Source organism: Jatrophihabitans telluris (genome assembly GCF_023516435.1).
GTDB lineage: Bacteria > Actinomycetota > Actinomycetes > Mycobacteriales > Jatrophihabitantaceae > Jatrophihabitans_A > Jatrophihabitans_A telluris.
Genome location: NZ_CP097332.1, coordinates 2,714,706 through 2,731,417, shown reverse-complemented (window position 1 = coordinate 2,731,417; position 16,712 = coordinate 2,714,706). Strand labels below are relative to the sequence as shown.

Here is a 16,712-nt window from a genome sequence, read left to right as displayed (position 1 = left end):
AGAATTGGGGGCATGTCTAGCGTCCCCGCCTCCGATCTCGATCCGGCCGTCGCGGCCAGGCTCAAGCGTGACCCGGCGGGCCTCGTCGCCGCTGTCGTCCAGCAGCACGACACGGGGGAGGTGCTGATGGTGGGATGGATGGACGACCAGGCGCTGCACCGGACGTTGTCCACCGGACGGGCCACCTACTGGTCGCGGTCACGGCAGGAGTACTGGGTCAAGGGCGCCACGTCGGGCCACGCTCAGTACGTCAAGTCGGTCGCGCTGGATTGTGACGGCGACGCGCTGTTGGTGAAGGTCGATCAGGTCGGTGCGGCCTGCCACACCGGCGACCGGACCTGCTTCGACGCGGGTGTCCTCAGCCCGGTGGTCGGATCTGCCGCGGGCATCGCCCGATGAGCTCGGTCGACCGTTCCCAACTGGGAGAACTGGCCCGGACCCATCGCATGGTGCCGATCACCCGCACCCTGTTCGCCGATGCCGAGACACCCGTGGGCGTGTACCGGAAGCTGGCCAAGGACAGGCCGGGGACGTTCCTGCTCGAGTCCGCCGAGCCGGGAGCGTCGTTCTCCCGGTGGTCCTTTGTCGGAGTGAACGCAGTCGCGACGCTGACCGCCCGCGACGGCCGCACCCACTGGGACGGCGTGGCGCCCGGCGCAGGCACCGACATCGACGATCCCCTGCAAGCCCTGGGTCAGGCGTGGCGCGCGATCGCCTCGCCCCGGCTTCCCGGTTTGCCGCCTCTGACCGGTGGTTTTGTGGGCTACCTCGCCTACGACGTGGTGCGCCGGATCGAGCGGCTGCCCAACAAGGCGGTCGACGAGCTGGCGATCCCGGAGCTCACCATGCTGCTCGTCACCGACTTGGCCGCGGTCGACCACCACGAGTGCACTGTCGTACTCATCGCGAACGTGTTCCTCGAACCCGGGTTGTCCGAGTCCGAACTCGACGCGATTCACGCCGACGCGCTGGCGCGCCTGGACGCGATGGCGGCGGACCTGTCGGCGCCGTCGCCGTCCACGGTCGGGAGCCTGTCGGTGGTGCCCCCGGCGCAGGCGCGGTCGCGGACTCCGCAGGGCGAGTACCTGCCCGCGGTGGAGGCGGCACTGGAGGCGGTGCGGGCAGGCGAGGTGTTCCAGATCCAGATCGGTCAGCGGTTCGTGGTCGAAACCGGAGCGCAGCCGTTCGACGTCTACCGAGTGCTGCGCACGTTGAACCCGTCGCCGTACATGTACTTCGTGCGCATGGCGGACTTCGACATCGTCGGCTGCAGCCCGGAGGCACTGGTGAGTGTCAAGAACGGCGGCGCGGTGCTCCACCCGATCGCCGGCACGCGAAAGCGTGGCCTGACCCCGGAACGGGACGCGGCGCTGGCCAGCGAGCTGCTCAATGACCCGAAGGAGCAGGCCGAACACATCATGCTGGTCGATCTGGCCCGCAACGATCTCGGACGCGTGTCCACCGCCGGGTCGGTCGAGGTCGTCGAGTTCGGTGCGGTGGAGCGCTACAGCCACGTCTGGCACATCGTCTCGACGGTGACCAGCACCGTTGCCGACGACAAGGATGCCTTCGACGTGCTCACGGCGACCTTCCCGGCCGGCACGCTGACCGGTGCGCCCAAGGTGCGGGCGATGGAGCTGATCGACGAGCTCGAGCCGGTCCGGCGCGGGGTGTACGGCGGCGCGGTCGGTTATCTCGACGCCGCCGGCGACATGGACCTCGCAATCGCGATCCGGACGGCCGTGATGCGTGACGGCCTCGCCTACGTGCAGGCTTCGGCGGGCATCGTCGCGGACTCCATCCCGGCCAACGAGGAGGCCGAGACCAGGAACAAGGCGCGCGCGGTGCTTCAGGCGATCGCCACAGCGGAGACCTTGCGGCAGCACCGGCCGTGAGCGATTCCGCGGGGATGGATCGGCAACGCCGCGCTCTCGGGCTCTGCGTCGGCCTGATCGCCCTCGGAGGGGCCGTCATGCTCTTCAGCAGCAGCCGCGTGTGGCTGCGGCTCACGGCGGTGCGCCCGGCCCCGTTCGGCGCGCTGACGGCGCAGGTGAGCGGCAAGCAGGAATTCGGCGCCGTGGCGGGGATTGCCGTGGTGATGCTGCTCGGAGCGGTGTTGGCGCTGGTCAGTGGTAAGTGGCCGCGACTTGTGCTGGCGATGCTGTTGGCCGTACTCGCTGTGGTGGCCGGCTGGACTGCCGCCCGCGGGTTCATGACACCCAGCCGTGGCCGGTTGGTCGAACTACTGGGCGGGCCGTCCCAGGTCGGCGGCGGGGCCATCTCGGCCACGAACCACGGAGTGTGGGCCGCACTTGCGGTTTCTGGAGCCGCCCTCTGCGTCGTCGGGGCGGTGTACCTGGCGGTGGGCGCGCCACGCTGGCGCAACGGGCTATCCCGGCGGTTTGAGGCGCCCGTTGCAAGCGGTTCCGGTCCCGCGGATGCTCCGACGCCGACGGAGGATCCGTGGCGTCGGTTGGACCGCGGTGACGATCCGACAATTTCCGATCGCTAGCATCATGGCTACAGCCCGCCGCCCCGTCCGTGCAGAGCCGGTCCCCAACGGAAGCTGAGGAGTCGCAGTGTCCAACGTTCTCGACGACATCGTCGTCGGTGTACGAGAAGACGTTGCCGCGCGCGAAGCACAGGTGAGCCTCGCCGAGGTCAAGGCAGCGGCTCAGGCAGCGCCCCCGGCATTGGATGCGCTTGCGGCGTTGCGAGCGCCAGGCGTGGCGGTGATCGCCGAGGTCAAGCGCCGCAGCCCGTCCAAGGGTTCGCTGGCCGAGATCTCCGATCCGGCGGGCCTGGCCGCGGAGTACCAGGACGGCGGCGCCCGGGTCATCAGTGTGTTGACCGAGCAGCGGCGCTTCGGCGGTTCGCTGGCCGACCTGGACTCGGTCCGTTCGCGGGTGAGCATTCCCGTGCTGCGCAAGGATTTCGTCGTCAGCTCCTATCAGGTTCATGAGGCCAGGGCGCACGGCGCCGATCTGGTGCTGTTGATCGTCGCGGCTCTCGAGCAGAACGCGCTCATCGGTCTTCGTGAACGCATCGAGTCCCTGGGCATGACCGCCCTGGTCGAGGTGCACGATGAGGATGAGGCGTCCCGGGCGCTGGATGCCGGGGCGAAGGTGATCGGTGTGAACGCACGGAGTTTGAAGACGCTGGAGGTCGACCGCTCGATTTTCGAGCGGATCGCGCCAGGAATGCCGAGCAGCATCGTCAAGATCGCCGAATCCGGTGTACGAGATGCCCATGATCTGATCACCTATGCCGCGGCGGGCGCTGACGCAGTGCTGGTCGGTGAGGGGCTGGTGACCTCCGGACACCCCCGGCAAGCCGTTGCCGATCTCGTGACCGCCGGTTCCCACCCGGCCACCCCGCGGACCTCCCGATGACACGGGCGCCGTCGCTTGAGCCGCTTCTGGCGAAGCTGGTCCTGTGCTGCTGGCGATGGCAAAGCTGACGATCTCGGTCTGCTTCGTCCATCACGCGCCCCCAGCAAGGAGAATCTGTTCATGAGTACTTCCGCCCTACCCTCGACTGCCCAATCCGTCCCCGACGCCGGGGGACACTTCGGCCCCTACGGCGGCCGCTTCGTCCCGGAGGCGCTGGTCGCGGCTCTCGACGAGATCGCCTCGGAATTCAGGCTCGCCCAGGCTGATCCTGCCTTCGGCGCCGAGCTCACTCGCCTGTTGCGCGACTACGGCGGCCGCCCGTCACCGCTGTCCGAGGCCACCCGGTTCTCAGCGCACGCTGGTGGCGCGCGCATTCTGCTCAAGCGGGAGGACCTCAATCACACCGGGTCCCACAAGATCAACAACGTTCTGGGCCAGGCGTTGCTGACCCAGCGGCTGGGCAAGACGCGTGTGATCGCCGAGACCGGAGCTGGTCAGCACGGCGTGGCCACGGCAACCGCGGCGGCCTTGCTCGGCCTGGAATGCACCGTCTACATGGGCGAGGAAGACACCCGACGCCAAGCGCTGAACGTGGCGCGAATGCGCCTGCTCGGCGCCGAGGTCGTGCCGGTGACGACGGGATCGCGGACGCTCAAGGACGCGATCAACGAAGCCTTCCGTGACTGGGTCGCCAACGTGGAAACGACCCACTACCTGTTCGGGACCGCGGCTGGACCCCATCCGATTCCCTTGATGGTCCGGGAGTTCCACCGTGTCATCGGTCAGGAGGCTCGCGCGCAGGTACTCGAGCGGACCGGTCGCCTGCCGGACGCGATTGCGGCCTGCGTAGGTGGCGGGTCCAATGCGATCGGGATTTTCTACGACTTCATCCCGGACGAGTCCGTGCGCCTCATCGGCCTCGAAGCGGCCGGAGAGGGTGTCGAGAGCGGGCGGCATGCGGCGACCATCACCGGGGGGTCGCCGGGTGTGCTGCACGGTGCACGCTCGTACCTGTTGCAGGACGACAACGGCCAGACCATCGAGTCTCATTCAATCTCCGCAGGTTTGGACTACCCGGGCGTCGGCCCAGAGCATTCGTGGTTGCATGACATCGGACGGGCCCAGTACCGGCCGATCACCGACGCTCAGGCGATGGATGCCTTCTCCTTGCTCTGCAAGACCGAGGGGATCATCCCGGCCATCGAGAGCTCACATGCGCTCGCCGGTGCCCTCGACCTGGGGCGTGAACTTGGACCCGAAGCGATCATCCTGGTCAACCTGTCAGGTCGTGGCGACAAGGACGTAGAGACCGCGTCGAAGTATTTCGGCCTGGTCAGCGAGGACGCCCTCAAGGAAGAGATCGAACTCGCATGAGCATCCTGGAATCGTTGCTGGCCAATGCGAAAGCCGAGGGTCGCTCGGCCCTCATCGGCTACCTCCCCGTCGGCTACCCGGATGTGGAGACGTCCATCCAGGCCATGCGGGCCATGGTCGACGGTGGTGCCGATGTCATCGAGGTTGGTGTGCCGTATTCGGACCCCGGAATGGACGGACCGACGATCCAGGCCGCCGTCGATCCCGCCGTACGTGCGGGCGTCGGGATGTCCGATGTCTTGGCCGCGGTGTCCGCCGTGGCTGAAGCCGGCGCAGCCGCCGTCGTCATGTCCTACTGGAATCCCATTGAAAAATATGGCGTTTCGCGATTCGCCGCCGATCTTGCCCAGGCAGGTGGAGCGGGAGCGATCACGCCCGATCTGATCCCCGAGGAAGCCGGCGACTGGTTGATTTCGAGCGAGCTTCACAACCTCGATCGGGTCTTCCTGGTCGCGCCGTCGTCGACGGATGCTCGAATCGTTTCTACCGCTCGCCAGTCTCGTGGCTTTGTCTATGCGGCGTCGACGATGGGGGTGACAGGTACCAGGACGGCCGTGAGCGGTACCGCGACGACCTTGGTCTCCCGAGTCCGCCAGCTCGCCCCTCAGATCCCGGTTGCCGTTGGTCTCGGCGTCTCGAACGCGGACCAGGCCGCCGAGGTTGCCGCTTTCGCCGACGGCGTCATCGTCGGGTCCGCGTTCGTGCGCTGCCTGCTCGATTCCCCCGACGGTAAAGGAGCAATCGCGGCCGGCGTGCTTGCTCAAACCCTCGCCGAGGGTGTGCGGCGGCACTGACGGCGACTGATCTTGCGTGGTCGCGTACGGCCGCGGAGTACCTGTCGCGGCGATCCGTGCGGGTGAGAATTCGAGGGCTGGGAAGATTCTCGGTGGCTCGGTCTGGTTTGGCATCGCTCGATGCTGGCAGACGACGCGACGCCGCAGCGACACCTCGCGCGGCCTGTGGATGACCGAACCGGCTGTGGATGAAGGCGATTCTCGACCTGTCTGTGGATAACCTGCTTCGGTTGTCGGTGGGCGTATTTAGCGTGCTTGCCATGACCGCGATTGATAACCGATCCGATGAACGCGTGCATGAAGCCACGTGCCCCTCTGCCGCAACCCTGTTCGTGGCGATTGCGGAATACCTTCAGTGGGTCGATGAAGGCGCCGCGTCACGCTTGCCGGTGATGGAGCTGGCGGCCGAACTACGCGCGGTCGAAGGGCTACGCCGGCGGCTCGACGCTGTCGAGGCGGCCCTGGTCGCCGTCGTCGACTCCCGCGGGATGGCCGCGGAGGTCGGAGCACGGTCTACGGCGGACCTGCTGGTCGCAACATTGCGCTTTTCTCCGGCGCAGGCAAGGCGTCGGGTCGCCATCGCACGAGCGTTGTGTCCACGCCTCGGGCTGTCGGGTGCGGCCCTGCCCCCGGTGGTGCCGGTGTTGGCGCGCGCCTACCGAAACGGCGCCGTCTCGACCGAACAGGTGACGGTGGTGCTCGAGGTGTTGGACAAGATTCCGGCGGAGGTCGGGACGGATGGCTTCGATCGGGCGGCCGAAGTCTTGACCGAGCTCGCGCACCAAGCGGGTCCGCGCGAGTTGAGCCTGGCCGGGCAACGGCTGTTGGACACGATCGACCCTGACGGGCGAGCGCCCCGGGATGAATTACTCAACCGCCGTCGGTCTCTATCCCTCTTGCCTGCCTCCGATGGGTCCTGGCAGCTGAGGGGCCAACTGAGTCCGGTGTGTGGACAGCTGCTGTGGTCTTTTCTCGATGCGCGCTCAGCACCACGACCCGCCGGCGAGCAAGGCGCGGATCCTCGAAGTCACCCCCAGAGAATGCATGACGCGCTGGAGGAGGCTGCCGGTGTCCTGGCTCGCCACCAAGGCCCAACCGCGTCGGGGGCACCGGCAACCGTGATCATCACTATGACGGCGGAGCAGTTCGCACAGCGTGGGCGCCACGGCTCGGTCGTAGATACTGCAAGCGGGCAGCCGCTCGGGGCGCATGCTGCGCTGGGTTTGGCCGAGGAAGCGGAGATCGCAATACTGATGCGCGATTCCCGCGGGGCGGTCCTTGACCTGGCGCGCACCCGTCGCATCGCCTCACGAGACCAGACCCTGGCACTCATTGCCCGCGACCGTGGGTGTTCCTTTCCCGATTGCGACGCGCCGCCGACGTGGACTCAAAGGCATCACGTGCGGGCCTGGCAGGACGGCGGTCGCACGGACATCAACAACCTGACCCTGCTGTGCCACTTTCATCACCGCGAGTTCGGCGTCCGTGGCTGGACATGCCGGATGCACGATGGTCTACCCGCCTGGATCCCGCCGGTCTTCATCGATCCCGACCAGCGACCGCGCTACAACCGGCGAATCCGTCCGCCGATCAGGGAATGAGCAGAAGCTTTCCCATGGTCCGACGGCCCTCCAGGTCGTCATAGGCTCGCGCGGCATCGGCCAGTGGGTAGCGTCCGCCAATCTCGACCTTGAGCGACCCGGCGAGCACCGCGTCGAATAGTTCCTTGCTGCGCCCGAGCAGCTCGTCTCGAGTACGCAGGTGGTGTCCAAGCGTCGGCCGAGTGAGAAACAGCGACCCACCAGAGTTCAAGCGCTGAATGTCGAACGGCGGCACCTGCCCGCTCGCGCCGCCGAACAACGCCAGCGTGCCGCGAATGCGCAACGAGGCCAGTGAAGCGTCAAAGGTGTCCTTGCCGACGCCGTCGTACACGACGTCCACGCCTTGGCCGCCCGTCAGGTCGCGGACCGCCCTGGCCAGACCTGCTCCGTCCGCACCGCTGAACTGTGTGTAATCAATGACGTGGTCGACGCCCACGGAACGGGCCTTGTCGGCCTTCGCCGCGGACCCGACCGTCCCGATCACCGTTGCCCCCTTGGCCTTGGCCAGCTGAGTCAGCAGCTGCCCGACTCCGCCGGCAGCGGCGTGAACCAGGACGGTGTGACCGGACTGAACAGGAAAGGTGGAGTTGACGAGGTAATGAGCTGTGAGCCCCTGCAACATCAGAGCCGCCGCCAGTTCTGCCGGCACACCCTCCGGAACCGGAACCACCGAATCGGCCGGAACCGTGACGCGGCCCGCGGCAGTGCCCCGCACGTGCGGCCAGGCGACCACGTCACCGCGTTCGACCCCCAGGACATGGGCACCCAGCTCAGCGACCGTACCGGCCCCCTCACTGCCCAGCACGAACGGTGGATCGACCGGATAGATGCCCTGGCGCTGGTAGACATCCATGAAGTTCACGCCGGCCGCCGCGACGTCGACGACCACCTCTCCCGACGCGGGCGCCGTGACCGGCTGGGTCCGGACCTCGAGCACCTCCGATCCGCCGGTTCGAGTCACGACAAGGGCCTGGGTCAGCTGATCATCGGTCACGTTCCCGACCCTAGTTCGCTCGCTGCCGTCGGGCACGAGCAACCACCTCGAATGTCGGAGCCAAACCCGCGCCGGATTGACCCCGTCGCCACCCGACGTCCGGAGGACGATAGGCACCGGGCAGGCACCGCGGGAGCCCGCGGGCGACATCTCTTGCCTCGCGGTCCGGGAGCGCAGCGTCGCGACCGCAGGACGCTGCCGCACCGGCTGGGAGAAGCCCGGCCGACCTGGGCACTACCGTTAGCGCGTGCAGCGAATCGAAGCGACGATCCCCAGTCCCACCGTCAGCGTGATCCGTCTCGGCCCGCTGCCGATCCACATCTATGCGCTGTGCATCGTGGCCGGAATCGTCGTGGCCCTCTGGCTGGCCGACCGGCGCTGGAAGCAGCGTGGCGGGGGCCCTCAGCAGGTCGGGGACGTAGCCGGTTGGGCCATCATCTTCGGCATCATCGGTGGCCGCCTGTACCACGTGATCACCGACCCGGAGCTCTACTTCAAGAAGGGCCAGCATCCGCTGGACGCCTTCAAGATCTGGGACGGCGGGCTCGGCATCTGGGGAGCGGTGGCCCTCGGCGCGCTCGGCGCGTACATCGGTTGCCGCCGCCACAAGCTCAACTTCATCGCGTTCGCAGACGTGGCCGTGCCTGGAATCATCATCGCCCAAGCCCTAGGACGGCTGGGCAACTGGTTCAACAACGAGCTCTACGGCGACCCGACCTCGCTGCCGTGGAAGCTGGCCATTCACAACATCGACGTCGTCACCGGCAAAGCCCAACCCTGCTCGCCAAACGACACCGTGGCTCAGATCTGCGGCTACTACCAGCCGACGTTCCTCTACGAACTGCTGTGGAACCTGCTGATCGCCGCGATGCTGCTCTATGCCGACCGCCGGTTCCGCCTGGCCCGAGGACAGGTGCTCGCCCTGTACCTCATGGGCTATACGGCCGGTCGGTTCGTCATCGAGGCGATGCGCTCCGACCACGCCAACCATGTTCTGGGTCTGCGGTTGAACAACTGGGTGGCGCTGTTGGTCTTCCTGGGCGGCCTGGTGCTTTTCCTGCGCCAACGCGGTAAGCCGCGCAGCCTTGCGGCGGGACCCGAAAGCGTGACCGAGCTCGATGGCCAGGAGGGCGACGCCCACGGCTCCGCCGCCGGGTCGAGCGCCGGTTCAGACAGCGAGGGCGCTGAGCTCGGGGCTGAGGTATCCGGGGTCGACCTGTCTGCCCGCGACAGTTCCGTCGCCGAGGTCGCCGAGGTCGCCGAAGTCGCCGAAGTCGCCGAGGTCGCCGAGGTCGCCGAGGTCGCCGAGGTCGCCAGGTTCGCCGGGGTCGTCAATCCGCGGGACGCCGACGCCGATGCCGACGCTGAGGTCGCCGAAGCCAAGGTCGCCGGAGCCGACGTAGCCGATGCCCAGGTCGCCGATGCCGATGTAGCCGAAGCCCAGGTCGCCGAAGCCGATGTAGCCGAAACCCAGGTCGCCGATGCCCACGTCGCCGAAGCCGATGTAGCCGAAGCCGACGTAGCCGATGCCCAGGTCGCCGGTGTCGCCACAGCCAAGCCTCGAAGCCGGACCCAGCGAGGCAGCCGGTCGGCGCCGACGCCCTCGGAGTCAAAACCGGTCCAGCGCAAATCAGTCCCGCCAAGAACGGCTAGGCCGCAGCCACCCCAGCCGCAGCCAGCCCAGCCGCAGCCAGCCCAGCCGCAGCCAGCCCAGCCGCAGCCAGCCCAGCCGCAGCCAGCCCAGCCGAAACCAGCCCGGCCGAAAACGGCACGGCCGAAAACGGCACGGCCGTCCGCGCAGGTGGAGCCAGGCCGGCCGCAGGCGTCCGAGCCGACTCTGCCCGAGGTCGCCGATGTGACTGATGTCGCGGAGGCCGATCCGACCAGCGGAGCCGCCGAGCCCACCCGCGGAGCCGCCGAGCCCAGCAAGCAGGACGAAAGGGTTGCCACGAGCCCTGCTGCGACCAAGGCCGGGCGACGGCCCCGACCTCGGCGAACGACGGGGTTAGGCAGTCCTGAGTCCGCGAGCCCCACAAGCGGCAACCTAAAATCAGAGCATGACCAAGGGACTGCCGATCAGCGCGCCGACTCCTGAGCCGCATCCCGCGCCGCTGCCCGGCCGCAGCTCGCTGTCCAACACCGGCGAGCAGCGCGAATCGCATCGCGCTCCGCACGACCTGGCGCATCCGCTAGGACACGACCACGAGATCGGGCATGAGCATCGCGACGTCTCAGGCGGTTGGCTCCGGCCAGCCGTCTTCGGCATGGTCGACGGGCTCGTGTCCAACTTCGGCCTGATCGCCGGTGTCGCAGCCGCGAGCAGTGGGGCAAAGTCGGTCATGATCGCCGGCGTAGCGGGACTGTTCGCGGGCGCGTTCTCGATGGGCACCGGCGAATACATCTCGGTCCGCAGCCAGAACGAGTCCATGCAGGCGGAGGTGGACGTCGAGCGTGACGAGCTGACGTACAACGCCGAGGCCGAGCTGGCCGAACTCACTCAGATCTACATCAACCGCGGCGTCGACCCGGAACTGGCGCAGCTGGTGGCTGAGCAACTATCGCACGATCCCGAACAGGCCCTGGAGATCCACGCGCAGGAGGAACTCGGGGTCGACATCCACGACCTGCCCAACCCGTGGCAGGCCATGATCTCCTCGTTCCTGTCCTTCTCCGTGGGCGCGGTCCTGCCGCTGCTGCCGTTCCTGTTCGGCGCGGACCTGCTGTGGTTGGCGGCGTTGCTGACCCTGACCGGACTGTTCGTCACGGGAGCCCTCACCTCGCGCTTCACCAGCAAGGCCTGGTGGTATGCCAGCGGACGGCAGGTCCTCCTGGGCGTCGTGACCTTCGTGGTCACCTACAGCATCGGGCACCTGGTCGGCGCCAACGTCAGCTGAGGAGCGCGCGGATCGTTTCCGCTGCCGCTCCCGCGTCAGCTCCATCGCCAGCCCCGAAACTCCCAGCAGTCCCAGCAGTCCCAGCAGTCCCAGCAGTCCCAGCAGCGCCGACACCGGACCCCGCCTCTGCTTCGGCGGCGGCCAGGTGCCGAGCTGTCACGCCATCCTCTTTCGGCCGGTCGGGATCGGCGCCCGCGGCCAGCAACGCGCGTACCGACTCGACGTCGCCGTTGCGCACGGCAACCTGCAGGGGAGTCCAACCCTGTTGCTGTGGCTCATCGACCGGCGCGTCGCTGGCCAGCAGGAGCCAGACGACCTCGCTGTGCCGACCGGCCACGGCCGCATGCAACGGCTGCACCGCGATCGCGTTGCGGGACACCTCGTCGACGGGCGCGTCGGCATCCAGCAGCACTCGAGCGGCCTCGGCACGCCCGAAGAAGGCGGCCAGATGCAACGGCTGCCACCCATCGGCGCTGAAGGCCACCAGGCTGTCGGGATGCTTGTCGATGATCTCGGCCAGACGTTCGGTGTCGTCGAAGGCCGCCGCTTCGAAGATCGTGAGCTCGCCGGTACGCGCGGCCAACTCGTCGGCCAGCGGGCCGTGACGGTGGTAGAGCGCGCTCAGCGCCGGGGATTCACCCTCCGGACCGGGTTCGTCCAGCAGGTCCGGTGCCTGGTCCAGCATGGCCCGGACACCGTCGACGTCACCGGCCGCGATGGCGGCGAAGAACTCGGGAGCGCTCACGCGAAATACTCTGCCGTACCGCCGAGCGCAGGAGGCGAGGCGGGTCACAGCGTTACCAGTTCGCCACGAATGTTCGGCGCAGGTAATCTTGGCCGAGCACAATGTTCGGGCCGACGCTGTCCCGCTTGACCGACAAACGGTGAGACAACGCATCGGCCGGAATCCAGATTCCGGGTCGGTGAGCACAACGGGCCCGGATTTCCGGCCCCGCACAACGAGGGCCGAGCTGGCTTCCCAGCTGGAGTCGCGCCCTCACGACCAGAGGGAGCACGCGTGCCGTTCTCCGCAGTGCCTGCCGCGCAGGGTCTGTACGACCCCCGCAACGAAGCCGATTCCTGTGGCGTCGCGTTCCTGGCCGACCTGAAGGGACGCCCGCGTCACGAACTGGTCTCCGACGCTTTGGTCGCTCTGCACAACATGGATCACCGCGGCGCGGCCGGGGCCGAGCCGTCCAGCGGTGACGGCTCGGGCTTGACCGTTGCCATGCCCGACGAGTTCTTCCGAGCCGTCGTCGAGGACATCGACCTTCCGCCGCCGGGGCACTACATCACCGGCGTCGGGTTCCTGCCGGTGAACCCGGAGGCCCGCGACCGGGTCAAGGCGGTGCTGACCGAGACGGCCGCCGCCGAGGGCCTGGTTCTGCTCGGCTGGCGCACGGTCCCCACCGTCTCCGCCGGTCTGGGCCCGACCGCCCTGAGTGTGATGCCTGCCTTCGAGCAGCCGATCTTCGCCGCCGATCCCCAGCGGCCCGCCACTGACCAGCTCGATCTCGAACGCCGCGCGTTCTGCCTGCGCAAGATCGCCGAGCGCGTCGTTGCCGATTCTGGGGACGAGCTCTACTTCCCGTCGCTGTCCAGCCGGACCATCGTCTACAAGGGCATGCTCACGACTGCTCAGCTGGCCACCTTCTACCCTGACCTGACCGACCAGCGGTTCGCGACGGCCATCGCCCTGGTGCACAGCCGGTTCTCCACCAACACGTTCCCGTCCTGGCCCCTGGCTCAGCCGTTCCGGATCATCGCCCACAACGGCGAGATCAACACAGTCGGCGGCAACCGCAACTGGATGCGCACCCGCCAGGCGATGCTGGCCTCATCCCTGCTCGCGAGTCCGGACGACGCCACCGGCAAGGACTCGCTGCACAGGCTGTTCCCGGTCTGCACCCCGGCCGCCTCGGACTCCGCCAGCTTCGACGAGGTCCTCGAGTTGCTGCATCTTGCCGGACGCAGCCTGCCTCACGCCGTGCTCATGATGATCCCGGAGGCGTGGGAGAACGCGACCACGATGGACCAGTCGCGGCGAGACTTCTACGCCTTCCACTCGGCCCTGATGGAGCCCTGGGACGGGCCGGCCTGTGTCACGTTCACCGACGGCACGATGATCGGTGCGGTCCTGGACCGCAACGGCCTTCGTCCAGGCCGCTGGTGGCGCACGTCCAACGACCTGGTCATCCTGGCCAGCGAGGCCGGCGTGATCGACATCGACCCCAGCACGGTGATCGCCAAGGGACGCCTGCAGCCGGGACGGATGTTCCTGGTGGACACGGCCGCGGGGGAGATCCGGGACGACGATGAGATCAAGTCCGCCCTGGCGGCCGAACAGCCGTACGGCGAATGGCTTCACTCCGGGCTGCTCCAGCTCAACGCCCTGCCGGCGCGGGAACACATCGTTCACACGCACGAGTCCGTGCTTCGTCGCCAGCAGCTGTTCGGCTACACCGAGGAGGAGCTGCGGGTCATCCTCAAGCCGATGGCGAGCAGCGGCGGGGAGCCGCTCGGCTCGATGGGGACCGACACCCCGACGGCCGTGCTGTCCAAGCGTCCGCGCCTGTTGTTCGACTACTTCTCCGAGCTGTTCGCGCAGGTGACCAACCCGCCACTGGACGCGATCCGTGAGGAACTGGTGACGTCGCTGTCGGGCACCATCGGTCCCGAGCAAAACCTGCTCGATCCCTCGGCGGCCTCCTGCCGGCAGATCGTCCTGCCCGCTCCCGTGCTGGACAACGACGACCTCGCCAAGATCTGGCACGTCAACGCCGACGGTGACCTGCCTGGATTCCAGTGCGCCCTGATCGACGGGCGTTACCGGGTGCACGGGGGCGGGCCGGCCTTGACCGCGGCGCTGCAGCGGGTGCGCGAGGAATGCGCCACCGCCATCGACAACGGTGCGCGGATCCTCATCCTGTCCGACCGCGACTGCGACGCCGATCACGCCCCCATCCCGGCGCTGCTGCTCACCTCGGCCGTGCACCACCACCTGGTCCGGACCGGGCAGCGCACCAAGGTCGGCCTGCTCGTGGAGACCGGCGAGGCGCGCGAGGTGCACCACGTCGCGCTGCTCGTCGGCTACGGCGCGGCAGCGGTCAACCCGTACCTGGCCTTCGAGACCATCGACGACATGATCGCCTCCGGCGCGATCACCGGTGTCGAGGCCAAGGCGGCTCGCGCGAAGTACATCAAGGGCCTGTCCAAGGGCGTGCTCAAGGTCATGTCCAAGATGGGCATCTCGACCGTCGCGTCCTACACCGGAGCGCAGGTCTTCCAGTCCTTCGGCCTGTCCGACGAGGTGGTGGACGAATACTTCACCGGCACCGCGCACAAGCTCGGCGGTATCGGTCTGGAGCAGATCGCGACCGAGGTGTCGGCCCGCCATGCCCAGGCCTTCCCGCTGACTCCGACCGCGCGGGCGCACCGCCGGCTCGAGATCGGCGGCGAATACACCTGGCGCCGAGAGGGCGAGATCCACCTGTTCAATCCGGAGACTGTGTTCAAGTTGCAGCACGCCACCCGGCAGCGGCGCTACGACACCTTCCGGGAGTACACCGCCGAGATCGAGCGGCTGAACCGTGAAGGGGCCACGCTGCGCGGCCTGTTCGAGCTGCGGGTCGGAGCCCGCCCGGCGATCGGCATCGACGAGGTGGAACCCGTCTCGCAGATCGTCAAGCGTTTCGCCACCGGAGCGATGTCCTACGGGTCCATTTCGGCCGAGGCGCACGAGACCCTCGCCATCGCGATGAATCGCCTCGGTGGTCGGTCCAACTCCGGAGAAGGCGGCGAGGACGAGCGCCGGTTCACCCCCGACGCCAACGGCGACCTGCGCCGTTCGGCCGTCAAGCAGGTGGCTTCCGGACGCTTCGGGGTCACCTCGAACTACCTGGTCAACGCCGACGACCTGCAGATCAAGGTCGCCCAGGGCGCCAAGCCCGGCGAGGGCGGTCAGCTGCCCGGATACAAGGTGTACCCGTGGATCGCCCGGACTCGGCATTCGACGCCGGGCGTAGGCCTGATCTCGCCGCCACCACACCACGACATCTACTCCATCGAGGACCTGGCGCAGCTGATCCACGATCTGAAGAACGCCAACTCCTCGGCCCGCATCCACGTGAAACTGGTGGCCGAGAACGGCGTCGGCACGGTGGCGGCGGGGGTGTCGAAGGCCCACGCCGACGTCGTGCTCATCTCCGGCCACGACGGCGGGACGGGCGCCGCGCCGCTGACCTCCCTCAAGCACGCCGGTATGCCGTGGGAACTCGGGCTGGCCGAAACCCAGCAGACGCTGCTGCTCAACGGGCTGCGGGACCGGATCACCGTGCAGGTCGACGGGGCGATGAAGACCGGACGAGACGTCGTCATCGCGGCGTTGCTCGGTGCGGAGGAGTACGGGTTCGCCACCGCTCCGCTCGTGGTCTCGGGCTGCGTCATGATGCGGGTGTGCCACCTGGACACCTGCCCGGTCGGGGTGGCCACCCAGAACCCGGAGTTGCGGTCACGGTTCACCGGCAAGCCCGAGTTCGTCGTCACGTTCTTCGAGTACATCGCCGAGCAGGTGCGCGAGCTCCTGGCCGAGCTGGGATTCCGCTCCCTGCAGGAAGCGATCGGCCACGCCGAGTTCCTCGACACTCGCAAGGCCATCGAGCACTGGAAGGCCGACGGTCTCGACCTGACCCCGATCCTGACCATGCCCGAGCCGCCGCCCGGCACCGCGCTGACCAAGCGGGTCGAGCAGGACCACGGACTCGAGGCGGCGCTGGACAACACCCTCATCCAGCTCTGCGAAGGGGCCCTGCTGGACGGGGACCAGGTCCGCCTTGAGTTGCCGGTCCGCAACGTCAACCGCACGGTCGGGACGATGCTCGGCTCGCTGGTCACCCGACGCTACGGTGCCGCCGGGCTGCCGACGGACACGATCGACATCACCCTGCGCGGATCGGCCGGACAGTCACTCGGCGCCTTCCTCCCGCCGGGCATCACCATCCGGCTCTTCGGCGACGCCAACGACTACGTCGGCAAGGGCCTGTCCGGCGGTGTTATCGCGGTCCGCCCGGACGAGTCCGCGCCGCTCATCGCCGAACACAACGTCATCGCGGGCAACGTCATCGGCTACGGCGCGACCTCCGGCGAGCTCTACCTGCGCGGCATCGTGGGGGAGCGCTTCTGCGTCCGCAACTCCGGTGCCACCGCGGTGACCGAAGGGGTCGGTGACCACGCCTTGGAGTACATGACCGGTGGCGTAGCGGTCATCCTCGGCCGCACCGGCCGCAACATCGGCGCCGGCATGTCCGGCGGGGTGGGCTTCGTGCTGGACCTGGACCGCGGACTGGTCAACGCCGAGCTCGTCGACGTCGAGCCGGTGTCCGGCGAGCTGGCCGACACCCTGCACAAGGTGCTGACCCGGCATCGGGACCTCACCGGGTCCACGGTCGCGGACTGGCTGCTGGCCGACTTCACCGCGGCGCTGGCCAGGTTCTCGGTGATCATGCCGCGTGACTACAAGCGCGTGCTGGAAGCGACCAAGCAGGCACAAGCCGAGGGCCGGGACGTGGACGAAGCGGTGATGGCCGCCGCCCAGCGCTGAGGCGGGTCGGCCGTCCCGGGCGGCCGGCCGCACTGGGTACGCAGCGAGGCTGGCAGGATTGAGG

Annotated in this window: 12 protein-coding genes; 10 read left to right on the top strand and 2 right to left on the bottom strand. The window is 68.2% G+C overall.

Annotation, left to right across the window (positions count from 1 at the left end):
* Positions 1–12 precede the first annotated feature (12 nt).
* From hisI to M6D93_RS12680, 7 genes are all read left to right on the top strand, one after another.
* The gene (gene hisI / locus M6D93_RS12710) at positions 13–399 is read left to right on the top strand and encodes a phosphoribosyl-AMP cyclohydrolase (protein ID WP_249769616.1); all 387 of its coding nucleotides are present in this window, start codon (positions 13–15) and stop codon (positions 397–399) included.
* Positions 396–1,895, top strand: coding sequence for an anthranilate synthase component I (locus M6D93_RS12705; RefSeq protein ID WP_249769615.1), 1,500 nt, complete (start codon positions 396–398; stop codon positions 1,893–1,895). The genes hisI and M6D93_RS12705 overlap by 4 nt, the downstream gene beginning before the upstream one ends.
* On the top strand, positions 1,892–2,512 hold the full coding sequence (locus M6D93_RS12700; RefSeq protein ID WP_249769613.1) for a Trp biosynthesis-associated membrane protein: 621 nt from the start codon (positions 1,892–1,894) through the stop codon (positions 2,510–2,512). The genes M6D93_RS12705 and M6D93_RS12700 overlap by 4 nt, the downstream gene beginning before the upstream one ends.
* A gap of 67 nt (positions 2,513–2,579) precedes the next feature.
* The gene (trpC, locus tag M6D93_RS12695; RefSeq protein WP_249769611.1) at positions 2,580–3,392 is read left to right on the top strand and encodes an indole-3-glycerol phosphate synthase TrpC; all 813 of its coding nucleotides are present in this window, start codon (positions 2,580–2,582) and stop codon (positions 3,390–3,392) included.
* A gap of 120 nt (positions 3,393–3,512) precedes the next feature.
* Positions 3,513–4,766, top strand: a complete 1,254-nt coding sequence (trpB, locus tag M6D93_RS12690; RefSeq protein WP_249769610.1) for a tryptophan synthase subunit beta — start codon at positions 3,513–3,515, stop codon at positions 4,764–4,766.
* Positions 4,763–5,560 carry a tryptophan synthase subunit alpha gene (gene trpA / locus M6D93_RS12685; protein WP_249769609.1) on the top strand — a complete coding sequence of 266 codons (798 nt, stop codon included), beginning with the start codon at positions 4,763–4,765 and terminating at the stop codon, positions 5,558–5,560. Before trpB ends, trpA begins: the two co-directional genes overlap by 4 nt.
* A gap of 188 nt (positions 5,561–5,748) precedes the next feature.
* Entirely contained in the window at positions 5,749–7,161 is a 1,413-nt protein-coding gene (locus M6D93_RS12680; RefSeq protein WP_249769608.1) for an HNH endonuclease signature motif containing protein, read from the top strand.
* On the opposite strand, the gene M6D93_RS12675 is transcribed toward M6D93_RS12680, so the two are convergent.
* Positions 7,151–8,140, bottom strand: a complete 990-nt coding sequence (locus tag M6D93_RS12675) for a quinone oxidoreductase family protein (protein ID WP_347343636.1) — start codon at positions 8,138–8,140, stop codon at positions 7,151–7,153. The two genes, M6D93_RS12680 and M6D93_RS12675, sit on opposite strands and share 11 nt — an antisense overlap.
* Before the next feature lie 262 nt (positions 8,141–8,402).
* On the opposite strand from M6D93_RS12675, the gene lgt reads away from it, so the two are divergent.
* Together lgt and M6D93_RS12665 are read left to right on the top strand one after the other, a co-directional pair.
* Complete coding sequence (lgt, locus tag M6D93_RS12670) at positions 8,403–10,250, top strand: prolipoprotein diacylglyceryl transferase (RefSeq protein ID WP_249769606.1); 1,848 nt, start codon at positions 8,403–8,405, stop codon at positions 10,248–10,250.
* Positions 10,213–11,049, top strand: coding sequence for a VIT1/CCC1 transporter family protein (locus M6D93_RS12665; RefSeq protein WP_249769605.1), 837 nt, complete (start codon positions 10,213–10,215; stop codon positions 11,047–11,049). Before lgt ends, M6D93_RS12665 begins: the two co-directional genes overlap by 38 nt.
* Here M6D93_RS12665 and M6D93_RS12660 read toward each other — a convergent pair.
* Complete coding sequence (locus tag M6D93_RS12660) at positions 11,042–11,794, bottom strand: ankyrin repeat domain-containing protein (RefSeq protein ID WP_249769604.1); 753 nt, start codon at positions 11,792–11,794, stop codon at positions 11,042–11,044. The two genes, M6D93_RS12665 and M6D93_RS12660, sit on opposite strands and share 8 nt — an antisense overlap.
* 273 nt (positions 11,795–12,067) lie before the next feature.
* Between M6D93_RS12660 and gltB the strand changes: the two genes are divergently transcribed.
* Positions 12,068–16,648, top strand: a complete 4,581-nt coding sequence (gene gltB, locus M6D93_RS12655) for a glutamate synthase large subunit (protein ID WP_249769603.1) — start codon at positions 12,068–12,070, stop codon at positions 16,646–16,648.
* The last annotated feature ends 64 nt before the right edge of the window (positions 16,649–16,712 follow it).

Excerpts from the sequence above, each read along its gene's own strand:
- hisI (WP_249769616.1), top strand. The coding sequence starts at position 13 with ATGTCTAGCGTCCCCGCCTCCGATCTCGATCCGGCCGTCGCGGCCAGG.
- M6D93_RS12705 (WP_249769615.1), top strand. The coding sequence starts at position 396 with ATGAGCTCGGTCGACCGTTCCCAACTGGGAGAACTGGCCCGGACCCAT.
- trpB (WP_249769610.1), top strand. The coding sequence starts at position 3,513 with ATGAGTACTTCCGCCCTACCCTCGACTGCCCAATCCGTCCCCGACGCC.
- trpA (WP_249769609.1), top strand. The coding sequence starts at position 4,763 with ATGAGCATCCTGGAATCGTTGCTGGCCAATGCGAAAGCCGAGGGTCGC.
- M6D93_RS12680 (WP_249769608.1), top strand. The coding sequence starts at position 5,749 with ATGAAGGCGATTCTCGACCTGTCTGTGGATAACCTGCTTCGGTTGTCG.
- M6D93_RS12665 (WP_249769605.1), top strand. The coding sequence starts at position 10,213 with ATGACCAAGGGACTGCCGATCAGCGCGCCGACTCCTGAGCCGCATCCC.